14 protein-coding genes are annotated in these 13,978 nt (G+C 44.0%); 9 read left to right on the forward strand and 5 right to left on the reverse strand.

Translation table 11 applies throughout. The features are described from left to right. Positions 1-4 precede the first annotated feature (4 nt). Positions 5-844 carry a DUF2268 domain-containing putative Zn-dependent protease gene (locus RRU94_RS11385; protein ID WP_315694381.1) on the forward strand — a complete coding sequence of 280 codons (840 nt, stop codon included), beginning with the start codon at positions 5-7 and terminating at the stop codon, positions 842-844. 42 nt (positions 845-886) lie between these two features. On the opposite strand, the gene RRU94_RS11390 is transcribed toward RRU94_RS11385, so the two are convergent. Then, the gene (locus RRU94_RS11390; RefSeq protein WP_315694383.1) at positions 887-1,072 is read right to left on the reverse strand and encodes a hypothetical protein; all 186 of its coding nucleotides are present in this window, start codon (positions 1,070-1,072) and stop codon (positions 887-889) included. 265 nt (positions 1,073-1,337) lie between these two features. Then, on the reverse strand, positions 1,338-3,488 hold the full coding sequence (locus RRU94_RS11395; RefSeq protein WP_315694384.1) for an MMPL family transporter: 2,151 nt from the start codon (positions 3,486-3,488) through the stop codon (positions 1,338-1,340). A 158-nt stretch (positions 3,489-3,646) separates the two neighbouring features. Between RRU94_RS11395 and RRU94_RS11400 the strand changes: the two genes are divergently transcribed. The 6 genes from RRU94_RS11400 to RRU94_RS11425 all read left to right on the forward strand — a co-directional run bounded on the left by RRU94_RS11400 (position 3,647) and on the right by RRU94_RS11425 (position 8,189). Next, complete coding sequence (locus RRU94_RS11400; protein WP_309088323.1) at positions 3,647-3,958, forward strand: antibiotic biosynthesis monooxygenase family protein; 312 nt, start codon at positions 3,647-3,649, stop codon at positions 3,956-3,958. Between the two features lie 72 nt (positions 3,959-4,030). Continuing rightward, on the forward strand, positions 4,031-4,459 hold the full coding sequence (locus RRU94_RS11405) for a MarR family winged helix-turn-helix transcriptional regulator (RefSeq protein WP_315694387.1): 429 nt from the start codon (positions 4,031-4,033) through the stop codon (positions 4,457-4,459). Positions 4,460-4,562: 103 nt separating this feature from the next. Further along, positions 4,563-5,513, forward strand: a complete 951-nt coding sequence (locus RRU94_RS11410; protein ID WP_315694389.1) for an ABC transporter permease — start codon at positions 4,563-4,565, stop codon at positions 5,511-5,513. Beyond that, a complete protein-coding gene (locus RRU94_RS11415; protein WP_251269994.1) occupies positions 5,506-6,453 on the forward strand; it encodes an iron chelate uptake ABC transporter family permease subunit in 948 nt (315 codons plus the stop codon). Before RRU94_RS11410 ends, RRU94_RS11415 begins: the two co-directional genes overlap by 8 nt. Then, positions 6,453-7,211 (forward strand): iron ABC transporter ATP-binding protein, encoded by a 759-nt coding sequence (locus RRU94_RS11420; RefSeq protein WP_251269993.1) that lies wholly within the window; start codon positions 6,453-6,455, stop codon positions 7,209-7,211. The genes RRU94_RS11415 and RRU94_RS11420 overlap by 1 nt, the downstream gene beginning before the upstream one ends. Before the next feature lie 15 nt (positions 7,212-7,226). Next, the gene (locus RRU94_RS11425) at positions 7,227-8,189 is read left to right on the forward strand and encodes a siderophore ABC transporter substrate-binding protein (RefSeq protein WP_251269992.1); all 963 of its coding nucleotides are present in this window, start codon (positions 7,227-7,229) and stop codon (positions 8,187-8,189) included. Between the two features lie 27 nt (positions 8,190-8,216). Here RRU94_RS11425 and RRU94_RS11430 read toward each other — a convergent pair whose 3' ends face one another. The 3 genes from RRU94_RS11430 to RRU94_RS11440 are packed head-to-tail and all read right to left on the reverse strand — an operon-like array spanning position 8,217 to position 10,839. Further along, positions 8,217-9,653 (reverse strand): sensor histidine kinase, encoded by a 1,437-nt coding sequence (locus tag RRU94_RS11430; protein ID WP_315694390.1) that lies wholly within the window; start codon positions 9,651-9,653, stop codon positions 8,217-8,219. After that, positions 9,637-10,320 (reverse strand): response regulator transcription factor, encoded by a 684-nt coding sequence (locus RRU94_RS11435; protein WP_309088897.1) that lies wholly within the window; start codon positions 10,318-10,320, stop codon positions 9,637-9,639. The genes RRU94_RS11430 and RRU94_RS11435 overlap by 17 nt, the downstream gene beginning before the upstream one ends. 60 nt (positions 10,321-10,380) lie before the next feature. Continuing rightward, positions 10,381-10,839: a hypothetical protein gene (locus tag RRU94_RS11440; protein ID WP_315694392.1), complete on the reverse strand. Its 459-nt coding sequence runs from the start codon at positions 10,837-10,839 to the stop codon at positions 10,381-10,383. A 534-nt stretch (positions 10,840-11,373) separates the two neighbouring features. Between RRU94_RS11440 and RRU94_RS11445 the strand changes: the two genes are divergently transcribed. After that, positions 11,374-12,327 (forward strand): sugar ABC transporter substrate-binding protein, encoded by a 954-nt coding sequence (locus RRU94_RS11445; RefSeq protein ID WP_315694393.1) that lies wholly within the window; start codon positions 11,374-11,376, stop codon positions 12,325-12,327. A 126-nt stretch (positions 12,328-12,453) separates the two neighbouring features. Further along, positions 12,454-13,974, forward strand: coding sequence for a sugar ABC transporter ATP-binding protein (locus tag RRU94_RS11450; RefSeq protein ID WP_315694395.1), 1,521 nt, complete (start codon positions 12,454-12,456; stop codon positions 13,972-13,974). The last annotated feature ends 4 nt before the right edge of the window (positions 13,975-13,978 follow it).

Here is a 13,978-nt window from a genome sequence, read left to right on the forward strand (position 1 = left end):
CATCATGCCGGTATTAAACAGCAGAGCATGGCTGGATGAGTTTATAAGAGAGTGTGAAAGAAAAGGGAAAAAGGAAGTGTATTTTATTCAATGTGAGACGCTGTGTGCTCCGCTGGTCTCTTTTTTTCCAGCGTTCAGCCCAGAGGAACTTCACTATCACCTGCTTGCCGCCGGCTTGTTTGATCCGTCTGGATGGAAAAAATTACGGAACACAGTGGAGGGAATGGATAAAAGTGGTATGTGGGAGCTGGCAGCAAAGGAATACAAAGAGCTACAGCAAAAGTGGGATGGACCTGAAGCACATATTGTTCTTTTTCCGATACGAAAAGCACGCTGGAGAGGCAGAGCGTCTATCCCTAAAAAAAATGGAGCTGCTGTCGGGAAAGTTATTTTTCTGTTTTTGACACCTGATTTACCAAGGGAAGAAGTAAAAGCCCTGCTGGCACATGAGTACAATCATGTATGCTGGTTAGATCATTTCAAAAAAGAGGATCATTCTTTACGTTTAAAAGAGGCCCTCGTTTTAGAAGGAATAGCTGAGTTTGCGGTAAAAGAACTGTATGGGGAAAAGCAGCTTGCTCCCTGGGTGGGCCTGTATTCACTTGAAACGGCAATGAAACTATGGAAGAAAGCGTTTGTTTCTGCGTTGGAGAGCACAGATAAAGAACTACAGCATAATTTTCTATATGGAAAAAAAGATCGCCGCCTTCCCAAGTGGATTGGATATTGTATCGGCTATCATATTGTCCAGTCTTTTTCAGAGCGATCCGGCCCATTTAAAGTAGAAGATCTATTGCAAAAAAGCGCTGATGAAATCGTCGCCGGCTCGATATTTGGCAGCTGAATGCAGTCGCAAAAAAGCAGTCTTCTGTTTAAGAAGACTGCTTCAGATTTCAGACAAATGATATGGATGACCGTGCACATGAACGGGATGGATCGGCGGCGTCCAGGCAGCTTCGCTTTCCATGAGGCAGGCGCTGAGCCCGACTCCGCCTGGAGGCTCCACCGGTCTCAGCTGCCCGCTCGTCCCATAGGAGTCTGCACTGCCTTCCCGCCGCCAAGTGGCTTGCAACGAGATGGTATAGGGCTCATAAGGTCGTATCTTTCTGTTTAAAAAAAAGAAAATGTCTAGTCAGTTCTTGCTTATTGGTCTTTAACACCACTTAGTGAAGCATGCCGGACGAAGATCCTGCGGGAAGTACAGTGAGGCGGGAGACCCCGCAGGCGCAGCCGAGGAGGCTCCCGCACTGCCCTAAGGGGCGCGAAGTCCGGCAGGTTTCACTTATCGGCTCTTTTCTGAAAGCGAAAGACTTCATCTATACACTGAAGCAGTCTTCTTAAATAGAAGACTGCTTTTTTGACTTTTTTTGAAACGGCATCCACCAGTTGGCTGCGCCAAGCAGTTTCATTAAGCTGGGCACAAGCAGCAGGCGCACGATGGTCGCATCGATCGCAATGGCAATCGCAATACCGATTCCAATTTGTTTTACTGGCACAACGCCGGTAAAAGCAAAAGCGCCGGTAATGGCGATCATAATGGCAGCAGCGGAAGTGATAATTTTACTTGTGCTTGCAAGCCCTTCTACGGTCGCATACGCATTGTTATATGTGTCCATATAAAATTCGCGAATGCGAGAGATGAGAAACACTTCATAGTCCATGCTTAAGCCAAACACGAGACTGAAAACGAGCACTGGCAGAATAAGAGAAACAGAAGCCGGTTCCATTCCCAGATGCCCTCCTTGAAACAGCCAGACAAGGATACCAAACGTAGCAGCAAGGCTGAGAACATTCATGATAATCGCTTTGAGCGGAATCAGAACCGACCGGAACGCGATCATTAAAATAAAAAAGGTTGAAATCAAGATAACCGCCAGCACAGGGGCTGCTTTATCAAAAATTTCATCATACAGCTCCTGGTTAAATTTAGGCTGGCCGCCAAATGTAATCTTTACCGGCCAGTCGTCTTCGCTCCAGTTCCGAACCACTGTCTGAGCTTCGTCAGAGGCGGCTTCTGCGTTAAGAGAAATGGGAAGCAAGAGCTTGTCTCCCTGAATAAAGCTTTCAATTGCCGGCTCAAGCTTTGCGGCTGTTTGCGGATTTTCAAGGGAAGCCGCAAGTACAGCCGGATCACGCTGGCCGCTTATGGAAAACAAGGTTTCTACACCGCTCACGGTTTCGCTCCGCTTTAATTTCTGTTCCAGTTCTTTTGTAACCGTTAATCCGTCTTCATCAAGCCAGCCGTTTTTTCGTTCAGCGACTGCATACACCGTTGAAGCCGTATCTTTCATGAAGTTCTCTTCAATTTTGTCGTAAGCCGTGCGGGATTCGAACGTAGTCGGCAATGAATCTGCTGCTGGAATGGCCAGGTGCATGTTTTTCACTGGAATGACCGCTGTGCCGAGCAGAAAAAGAGCAAGCAGCGCGACTAAAACAGGACGCTTCATCACGAATCGGGCAAATAAGCGCCACCGGCTGGCAGAGTTTCCAGAGACGCGCAAAATCCGTCCTTTATAAATCCGGCTGCCAAGAAGCTTTAGGAGCGCCGGAAGCAGTGTCATGGACGCGATCACCGCGACCGCAATAACAGTCATGCCGCCAATAGCCACATTTTTAAAAATATCAATGTCGATCAGCAGCACTGAACCAAGCCCGATAAATACGCATAAAGCGGAAAAAAGAATGGAGTGGCCGGCTTTTGCCTGTGTAATCCGGATTGCTTCATCGATTGACCGGCCACGGGAGCGTTCTTCTTTATAACGATTAATAAACAAAAGTGAAAAGTCAATCGACAGTGCCAGTCCAAGCATTGGAGCGATATTTAAAATGAAGATAGCCAAATCAACCGAGTCGGCTATAAACGATAAAATCCCGAAGCCGACAATGATCGTAATTCCGCCAATCACAAGTGGAAGAATCGAAGCGACCACGGTTCCAAGAGCAAGCAGGAGCACGATAAGTGCCACAGGCAGTCCAATCAGTTCGGCTCGTTTTAAGTCATCCTGGCTCGCTTGATTAATATCTTTTGAGATAACAGGTCCGCCTGTCAGCGAGATACCGTCTTCTTTTGCCAAAATAGCCCGCACGTCATCAATCACAGGATCCATTGGCTTTGACTGATCATCAAAATGAATGGCGGCATAAGCGCTGTCCTCTTTCAGCCATTCTTTTTTTTCAAGAGGTGAATCGATGGCAGATGGCGATACAGTCTGATCAATTTCATCTAAGACCGAGCTGATGTTTGTTTGAAAGGTCTTAGATGATTCATGATTCCTCTTTTCAAATAAAACGAGCAGGGTCTGTTCCGGAAAATGAAATGTATCATGCAGCTCCTGCTGAACCACTTCATAGTCACCATCTGTCCGAAAACCGTCTCCTTCAAGCTTGGCAGGAAGCTTAGCGGCAAAGAATCCAAAAACAGCCGCCGCAATCAGCCAAAGAATAAGAATCGGTTTCCAGAATTGAATTGCAAACGATTGTTTTTTCATGGAAGCATCTCCTTTTTTCTTTCTTTTTTCATGATAAAGGAAAATCTGTCAAACGGGAAAACAATTCATTTAGTAAACTTCTTATTGACACTGAAAATCATTATCAATATAATGATAAAGTGAAAAACAATTTCATTTTGGTAAAAAGGAGGTAAACCATGTTTGTTGAAATGAAAACCATTACGGTAAAACCGGGCACATCGCACTTGGTCGTTGAGAACTTTCAAGGAAAAAATGCTATGGCGGAAATGGATGGCTTTATCGATAAAAAAATTTGGGTCCGTTCACGCAGCAAAGAAGATGAAAAAGTGATTGTGGCGATCCAGTGGGAATCAGAAGAAGCCTATAAAGGGTGGAAGAAAAGCCCGATTCACATTGCCGGTCACCGCACAAAACGGGAAAAACCGGATTACATCCTGGATTTCAAAAATGAAACGTTTGTAGAAGCATCATTGCCCGCATCCGTTTAATACGACATATACTTGCACAGACAAGTTATTTCCATTACAATAATGGAGATAAGCTGTTAGAGGTGAAGAGCTATGTATAAGCTGGATGATTCACTCGGATATAAGCTGTTTCAAAGCTCGCGTCTGATGACGAACAGGTTGAATCAGCATTTTCGATCCAATGGTTATCCGATTACCCATGAACAATGGCAATTGTTAAGCCGCTTGTTTGAAAGGGACGGTCAAACGCAGCAATCTCTTGCTGTGTTAAATGAACGGGATGAGCCAAGTGTATCGCGTCTTGTTGCAAATATGGAACGAAATGGGCTCGTTGAACGGCGTCCGCATCCGACGGATAAACGGGTAAATCTTGTTTTTTTAACGGAAGAAAGCAAGCGGATGAAGGACGATTATACAGCGATCGCTTTTCAAACCATACAAGATGCATCAAAAGGAATTGATCCGGCTGAATTTGAACAGTGCCTGCGCACGCTGGATCGTATCCGACGCAATTTGTCGTAGAAAGGATGCCGGTTTCCAATCGGCTTTTATCTTTCACTTCAATTGAGAATGAATCTCTCTATCACTAACTGCCTGACAGCAATATAAAGGGTAGGGCAAATGAATGAAAAAACGTTACTTAGTATTATTGCTTATTTTATTATCTTTTGCTTCACTGTTTGTCGGCGTTACCACTATTTCGCCGTTGGATTTGTTTCGATTTAGCGATCACCAGACGCAGATTTTTTGGCAGAGCCGGGTTCCACGGCTGATCAGTATTTTAATTGCCGGAGTAACGCTCAGTATCAGCGGCTTTATTATGCAGCAGCTGAGCCGTAACAAATTTGTTTCGCCAACTACAGCGGGAACGATGGATTCCGCCCGATTTGGTATCCTCATTGCGCTGATTGTCTTTACGTCGGCTGGTCCATTTGAAAAAATGGTTATTGCTTTTCTGTTTTCCCTTGCCGGCACGTTTCTATTTATGAAGATCCTTGACCGGATTAAAATGAAAGATCCTATTTTTATTCCACTTGTCGGGCTTATGTTCGGAAATATTATCAGTTCCATCACAACATTTTTTGCGTATAAGCACGATTTGATTCAAAACATGTCTGCTTGGCTGCAGGGAGACTTTTCTATGATTACAGCCGGGCGCTATGAAATGCTGTACATAAGTATTCCGCTTGTTGTGATTGCTTACTTCTTCGCCGACCGGTTTACGATCGCCGGAATGGGAGAGGATTTTGCAAAAAATCTCGGCTTGAATTATAAGCAGGCTGTAAACGTTGGTCTCGTTATTGTGGCGCTGTCTACCACACTCGTTGTGCTGACAGTCGGGCTTATTCCGTTTCTTGGTCTCGTTGTTCCGAATATTGTGTCGATTTACCGGGGGGACAATTTAAAAAACAGCTTGTTTGATACCGCGCTTTTAGGAGCCGTATTCATTTTGTTCTGCGATATTCTCGGGCGAATCATCATTTTCCCATATGAAATTCCAATCGGTTTAACGGTTGGCGTTATTGGGAGCGGGATTTTTATTTACTTGCTGATGAGGAGACGGGATTATGCGTGAAAAGGGCAAACTGATCATACTAATTGTGCTGGCGGCAGCTTCGATAGCCGGCTATATGTTTATTGAGCTTGGGCCTAATTGGGACTATGCTCTGCCAAGACGGGCAGAAAAAATTGCAGCGATTGTGCTGACAGGAACAGTTATTGCAGTCGCTACACTGCTGTTTCAAACGGTAACGAACAACCGGATCTTAACGCCAAGCATTATCGGGCTTGACTCCTTGTATATGCTTGTGCAGACAACACTTGTGTTTTTCCTTGGCTCGACCAGCCTGACAGTCATGAACAAGCAGGTGAACTTTGCGATTTCGATCGGCTTTATGGTACTGTTTGCACTTGTGCTGTACCGGCTGCTTTTTCGCAGAGAAGGGCAGAGCATTTACTTCTTGCTTCTGCTTGGCCTTATTTTCGGTACGTTTTTCGGCAGCTTTACCTCATTTATGCAGGTATTGATTGATCCAAATGAATTTCAAATTATTCAAGACCGGATGTTTGCGAGCTTTAACAATGTCCAGACAGAGGTTTTGATGATGGCAGCCGTGATTACTGCCGCTATGCTGCTGTATTTAATGAAATTTTTTAAGTATCTTGATGTTCTTTCACTCGGAAAAGAAACAGCGATTAACCTTGGAGTTGAGTACGATTACACAGTCAAACGACTGCTTGTTATTATTGCTGTTCTTATTTCCGTTGCCACGGCGCTTGTTGGTCCGATTACGTTTCTTGGACTGCTCGTTGTGAATGTGGCCTATGAAATGTTTAAAACCTATAAACATTCCGTTCTTATTTTTGCTTCGATACTTGTGTCGATTGCGGCACTTGCCGGCGGTCAAATGATCGTTGAACATGTGTTTACTTTTTCTACGCAGCTTAGCGTGATCATTAACTTTGTCGGCGGCATTTACTTTATATACTTATTGTTAAGGGAGAGTAAAAAATAATGGTAGAAGTGCAGTCTATCTCGAAATCATACGGATTAAAAGCAGTTGTTGATGATGTGTCAGTCAATATTCAAAAGGGAAAAATCACATCGTTTATTGGTCCGAACGGTGCCGGGAAAAGTACGCTTTTATCCATTATCAGCCGCTTAATGAGTGCGGATACTGGTGAAGTGCTGATCGACGGGCAAAAAGTAAACGAAACAAAAAGCAGAGATTTAGCCAAAAAAATGGCTATTTTAAAGCAGTCTAATCATCTAAACCTGCGTTTGTCGGTCCGTGACCTTGTTGCCTTCGGGCGTTTCCCATACTCACAAGGGAAATTAACTAAAGAAGACCATGTTCACATTGACGAAGCGCTTCGTTACATGGAGCTCGAGGAACTGCAGGACCGCTACTTAGACCAGTTGTCCGGCGGGCAAAAGCAGCGGGCGTTTATCGCGATGACCATCGCTCAGGATACCGAGTATATTCTATTAGACGAACCGCTGAACAATTTGGATATGAAGCACTCTGTTCAAATTATGAAAGTGCTGCGCCGCCTTGCAGATGAACTCGGTAAAACGGTTCTGATTGTCATCCATGATATCAATTTTGCTTCTGTGTATTCCGATTATATTGTGGCCCTAAAAGACGGCAAAATTGAAGCGCAGGGAACGGTCAATGAGATTATTACCACGTTGACACTCAAACAGGTATATGGCATGGATATGTCTATTCAGGAAATTAACAATCAAAAAATATGCGTGTATTTTAGCTGATAAAAGGAGAGCATTATGAAAAAATATTTGTTATTTATCGTTATGGCTGTTTTTGCGGTAATCGCAGCGGCATGCAGTTCATCAACTTCCGGCGAGAAAGCCGAAACAGAGCCGGCAGAGGGCAATGAAACACCAAAAGAAGTAACCGTAACACATGAGCTTGGCGAAACAACAGTGCCGGTAAATCCGGAAAAAGTAGTTGTATTTGATTTTGGTTCACTTGATACAATGGCAGAGCTTGGCATTGAGCCAGTCGGCCTTCCAAAAGAAAATATTCCGGATTACCTTTCAAAGTTTGAAGATGAAAAGTATGAAAACACAGGCAGCTTAAAAGAGCCGGATTTTGAAAAAATTAATGAACTTGCACCAGATTTAATCATTATTTCAGGCCGTCAAATGGACTTATACGACCAATTTGCGGAGATTGCGCCGACTGTTTATCTTGCTGTTGATGAGTCGAACTACATGGAATCATTCAAGAAAAATGCAACAACAATCGGTCAAATTTTTGATAAAGAAGCAGAAGTAAAAGAAAAATTAACAGCTATTGATGAAAAAGTAGCGGCACTAAACGAAAAAGCATCATCAATGAACGAAAATGGACTTATTATTTTGGCGAATGAAGGTAAAATCAGTGCGTACGGACCTGCGTCACGCTTCGGTATTATTCATGACGTGTTCGGTGTAAAACCAGCGGATGAAAACATTGAAGTATCTACCCATGGACAAAGCGTTTCATTTGAATACTTAGTGGAAACAGATCCAGACTACTTGTTTGTTGTAGACCGTGGTGCGGCTGTAGTAGACGGGGAATCTTCTGTAAAACAGGTTGTAGAAAATGATCTTGTAAAGAGCACAAAAGCTGTGAAAAACGATCATGTCGTTTACCTTGATGCAAACGTTTGGTACTTATCAGGCGGAGGCTTGCAGTCTGTTTTAAAGCAGGCTGATGAAATTGAAAAAGCGATTAGCAAGTAATCCAAAAACAGGACTGATGCGGAGGCATCAGTCCTGTTTTTTTAATTTAATCGTAAAGGTTGTGCCAAGAGGTGATGTTTCCTTCAGCTCCAGGTCGCCATCCATGGCCCGGGCAAGCAGCTGGCTGAACGGGAGACCGAGACCGAGGCCGCGGACTTTATATTTTTTATTTTCTCCACGGTAAAACCGTTCAAAAATCAAGGCTCTTTCAGCATCCGGAATACCAATTCCCGTATCGGCTACGTCAATGAGGGCGTACGATTCATCAGTGCGAATCGTAACAGAAAGCTGGCCTTTCGTTTCAGTAGCATGAGCCGCGTTGTTGAGCAGGTTCATCATAATCTGCTGCAGGCGGTCAGGATCCGTCAGCACCATCAAGTCCCGCTCATACGGATGAAAATGAATAGGTATGCCATCCGGATTACGGGCTAAGTTCCATTCATGAACAATGTCGCCTGTTAGTTCATTGAGTTCATGCGGTGCGGTTGAAACCGGCAGAGCATTGGCTGCAAACGTGTTGAATTCGAGCAGGTCATTGATCATATTCTGCATTCGTTCCGTTTCTTTTAAAGAAATCGTGAGAAATTCTTTCGCTTCTTCCCCGGTAACAACGTCGTCTTTGACAGCTTGAAGCAGGCCGCTGATTGAGGTAACAGGTGTTTTTAACTCGTGGGTGACACCCGCAAGCAGTTCAGCACGAATAGATTCAAGCTGTTCAAGGCGGACAGCCATATCGTTAAAAGACGTGACGAGGTCGTATACTTCCTGTTCTTTTGCCCTCGAAGGCTTAAGGAGTACTCCATAGTTACCGTTGCGAATTTCCTTGGCCGCGGCAGCTGCTGCACTGATTGGCCGTGCAAGCCGGCGCGATAAAATGTAAATCGCTGCCCAGCCAAGCAGGCCGCTGCCGATAATAAGCATCGCAAGCAGACGGTATTCATCGTTTAAATCAGCAAATTTATCTTCCGGCTGCAGCATGACGACCCATCCGAATGTGATATCATTTACCATAATCGGCTTTTTGATCAAGTAAACAATGGCGTCATCGTTTAAGGCGGAAAAGGTCTGCACTGCACTGTTTTTCTCCAGCACGGCGGTTGGAAAAGAACTTTCTTTGTACAAGTTGTCGTCACCAGCGGATATGATCACACCATTCGCATCCGTAATAAAAATGGAAGGGGGGGACTCCATTTTTCTCAGTTCATCCCGTACATCAAGCATGTCCCGGTCAAGGTAAGAAGATGCCTCAGAGTCATCACCAGCCTGCTGGCTTCCGGCAATGCGGCCGGCAAGCTCTGCTGCTAAAAACTCGGATACATCGAGCCGGTTTTGAAGAGTCGTGTGCTGAATCCAGACGACCGACAGCATAGCCAGGACAAGCAGGCCGAGGGCAAGGGTAATGGCATAACGGGTTGTCCAATAGCGAAGCAGTGAAATGCGCCGTGTTCTATTCCGCCGTAACAAATTGATACCCTAAACCGCGCAATGTTTTAATTTCCCCCTCAGATGACGGCCACTTTGCCAGTGCTTTCCGGATTCTCTTCACAGATAAATCAACTGCACGATCGCTTCCATCATAATCATGCCCCCATACCTCATCTAAAAGCTGGTCCCGTGTAAAGGTCCGGTTGGGAGCCGCTGCTAAAAACAGCAGCAGAGACAAGTCCCGCGGTGTTAAGGTAATGTCTTTACTTCCCAAAGAAATACGATGCGCAGTAAAGTCAATCGTCAGGCTTCCGAAGTGCTGTACATTCTCGTCGGTGCGTTTTGAATCAGAACGGCGAAGCACAGCCCGTATGCGTGCAACGACTTCATCGGCGATAAATGGTTTAGAGATATAATCGTCTGCTCCGCCGTTTAAGCCGTCCAGCCGGTAGTTCACATCATTTAAAGCCGTGAGCATAATCACCGGGCAGCTGCTGCTTTCCCGAATTTCTTTTAATACCGCCCAGCCATCTTTTCCTGGCATCATCACATCAAGCAGAACAAGAGAAGGAGAAATCGAATGAAACTTTTCAACCGCTTCTGTTCCGTTAAAAGCTTGTACAACATCAAAGCCGGCTTTCGCCACATATACCTTTAATACCTGGCTGATTGCCGGTTCATCTTCTGCAATTAAAACTGTCTGCATGTCCATCTTCCTTTCCTTTCTCAAAGGGTTCGACAAAAAACCGGCCTTGCTTGGCCGGTTTTAATAAAATCCATTTAATTGTTCAGCCGCTGTTTCATTTACTTCCGCAATGGCCGCAATGATTTCTTTTGTGCGCTGGCCTTCTGTTTGGACGCCGAATTGAGCTGCCACATTATGTACATAGGCTTCATGGGCTTTTTTCACCTGAAGGCGAAGTGTTTTTTCGTCTTTGCCAGCTGTATCAAGATGGAGAGCTTCGGCCTGGCGCTGTAATTTTGCCAGACGGACTTTTTTAGCAGCTGTTTCCAAATCATCATGTTCATTATAAACACCGAGTGCCATTGCTTGATCTGCAATGATATCGGCAAAATTTCTTGTGCCTGTACGAGCAACGGACGAGGCCGTTTGTTCTTTTATAAGCTGCGGGGAAGCCGCCTGAGCTGGAGAAGAGGGAACACCGCTTAAAATTGTAATGGATAGCGCGCCCGTCATAACATATGACATTGTTTTCTTCTTCATGATTCTTCCTCCTGTGCATTTCCTTTACTAGATGCTTTTAGTTTACCCGATAATTAAGTCAAGTACATGTCAAATTGAAAACTTTTTAATTTTGTTCACGTTTACATCTATTTTTTTGAAAAATTCTTCTTGATCTTTAAAAACACATCGATTAATATCTAGTTAAGCGCTTACTTAATAAAGAAAATTCAGAAAAGTAATCGCTTTCAGATGTGGTGGCATGAAAGTTAGGAAGAAAGAATAAAATCACTGCAAAGATGAGAGGAACTGATTATTAGAGTGTGCAGATTCCCGATTAAAAGAGTTATGCGGTGAAGCTAGAAGATCTTTTGAGCAAGGCTGCATTAAGCGCAGGAAAAAGAGATACATAGTGCCAGTTGGGAAAACGCTTAACCTAATTTAAAGAAAAGAGCTATGGGATCCATAAAAGAAATGTGCTGGAGTTGCAAGGACAAGCAGTTTAACACCTTACTTTTTTTGAAAACGATTTCATATCGTTTCCATATATGAACATCCAGGGGGAGGAAGAAAAAAATGAAGAAAAAGTTTTTTCTGTTCATGGCATTGATGGTAGCACTAACAGCTGTATTGGCAGGATGTAGAGGCGGGGAAGGTGCAGATGGGGAGGAAAAATTAAAAATCGGTGTGGCACTCCCAGACTTTGATGATAAATGGCTCAGCTACCTGCAAGATGGTATGACAGATTACGAGAAAAAAGCTGGCGATATTGAAGGTGTTTATGTAGATGCAATGAATGACGCAGCGAAGCAAATGTCTCAGGTTGAAACGTTTATTTCCCAAGGTGTAGACGCAATTGCAATCGTACCCGTTGATACAGAATCTGTAGGCACGATCGTAGACATGGCAAATGCAGCAGAAATTCCAATTGTTGTCGTGAACCGTACGTATAAAGATATTGAAGATGCAACAGCATTCGTTGGCGGAAACTCAATTGATTCAGGGATTATGCAAATGGAAGAAGTCGCAAAACTTCTTGGCGGCAAAGGAAATATTGCCATTATGAACGGTATTCCAGGACATGAAGCCGAAATCAAGCGTACAGAAGGAAACAAACAGATTATCGACAAAAATCCTGGCATGAAAGTTGTACTTGAGAAAAATGCTGACTTCGACCGTGCAAAAGGGATGACATTAATGGAAAACTGGCTGCAATCAGGTAAGAAAATTGACGCTGTTGTAGCAAATAACGATGAAATGGCCATTGGCGCGATCATGGCACTTGAAGCAGCTGGCAAGCTTGAAGAAGTAACTGTAGCAGGCATTGACGGTACACCGGATGCACTTGAATATGTAAAGTCAGGAAAGCTGAAAGTTTCTGTATTCCAAGATGCGGCTGGCCAAGGTTCAAAAGGGCTTGAAATTGCAGCGAAAGCGGCAAAAGGTGAAGAAGTAGAAAAAATGAATTACATTCCATTTGAATTGATCACACCAGAAAATGTAGAAACATTCGAGAAAAAGTGGCAATAAGGAAAGGGCTGAATGAAAGGCTAAGCGTGCAGTTCCCTGCTGAAATCCCTTTGTAACCTGCAGATCGTAAATCTGGGCGGTATAAAGCTGCCCAGATTTTTATAAAACAAATTTGAGGTGAGAAAAATGGCATCTCCATACATTTTACAAATGTCAAATATATCGAAAAGCTTTCCAGGCGTTAAAGCATTGCAGAATGTTCGCCTGGACGTAAAAAAAGGCGAAGTACATGCCTTGATGGGTGAAAACGGCGCGGGTAAATCCACCTTGATGAAAATATTGATAGGCATTTATACAGCCGACACGGGAAGTGTGATATTCGACGGTGAAGAATTAAAGATTAACAATGTCAGTGAAGCGCTTGATAAAGGCATTTCAATGATTCACCAGGAATTAAATCCAGTGCCGGAAATGACGGTCGCAGAAAACATTTTTCTCGGACGCGAACCAACATATGGCAGAACAGGAATTGTGAATCAAAAGCAGCTTGTTGAGAACACAAGAGAACTTTTTGAGCGTTTAAACATTACGACGATCAATCCAAAAGCAAAAATGATTGACTTAACGGTAGCCAAAATGCAGCTTGTTGAAATTGCAAAAGCAGTTTCTTATGATTCGAAGCTCATTATTATGGATGAACCAACGTCCGCCATTACAGACAAAGAAGTGGCTCATTTGTTTGAAATTATCCGTTCTCTTCAAAAGAAAGACGTCGGTGTGATTTACATTACGCACAAGATGGAAGAACTCAAACAAATCGCTGACACGCTGACGGTATTCCGGGATGGACAGTATGTGGGCACCGATTCTATTGACAATATGTCACGGGAACGTTTAATTGAAATGATGGTTGGCCGCGAGCTTTCGCAAGTATTTAATAAAGAGCATACAGAGATCAAAGAAGTGGCTCTTGAAGTTAAAAACTTAACAAAAGAAGGAAAGTTTTACGACGTGAACTTTCAGGTCCGTAAAGGAGAAGTACTCGGTATTGCCGGCTTAATGGGTTCTGGACGCAGTGAGATTCTGGAAACAATTTTTGGCGCCATGCAGGCGGATTCAGGAGACATTCTCGTTAACGGCCAAAAGAAAAAAATGCGCTCGCCGAAAGACGCGATCAATGCGGGAATTGGCCTTTTAACAGAAGACCGGAAATTAACAGGCTGCTTCCTGCCGCTCAGCGTGCGGGACAACATGATCATGGTGAATATCAATAAGTATAACAAAGGCGGACTGCTTGACCGGAAGAAAATTGAGAATGACTGTGCAGACCAAAAGGCAAAAATGAATATTAAAACGCCGAATATGGATCAGCTCATCAGTAATTTAAGCGGAGGCAACCAGCAAAAGGTGCTTATCGGACGCTGGCTCCTTCATAATCCAGATATTCTATTCCTGGATGAGCCGACGCGTGGCATTGACATCGGGGCGAAAAGTGAAATATACAACTTGATTTTTGAGCTGGCCAAACAAGGTAAAGCCATTATTATTGTGTCATCAGAAATGCCAGAGGTGATTGGGCTTAGTGACCGGATTGTCGTCATGAGTGAAGGGTACCAAACAGGAGAGCTGAACCGCAGCGAAGCGACTCAGGAAGCCATTATGGAGCTTGCGACACGCGGAGAATTAATAAAACAAAAAACATCGTAAGAAC

It is taken from the genome of Domibacillus sp. DTU_2020_1001157_1_SI_ALB_TIR_016 (genome assembly GCF_032341995.1).
GTDB classification, from domain to species: domain Bacteria; phylum Bacillota; class Bacilli; order Bacillales; family Domibacillaceae; genus Domibacillus; species Domibacillus indicus_A.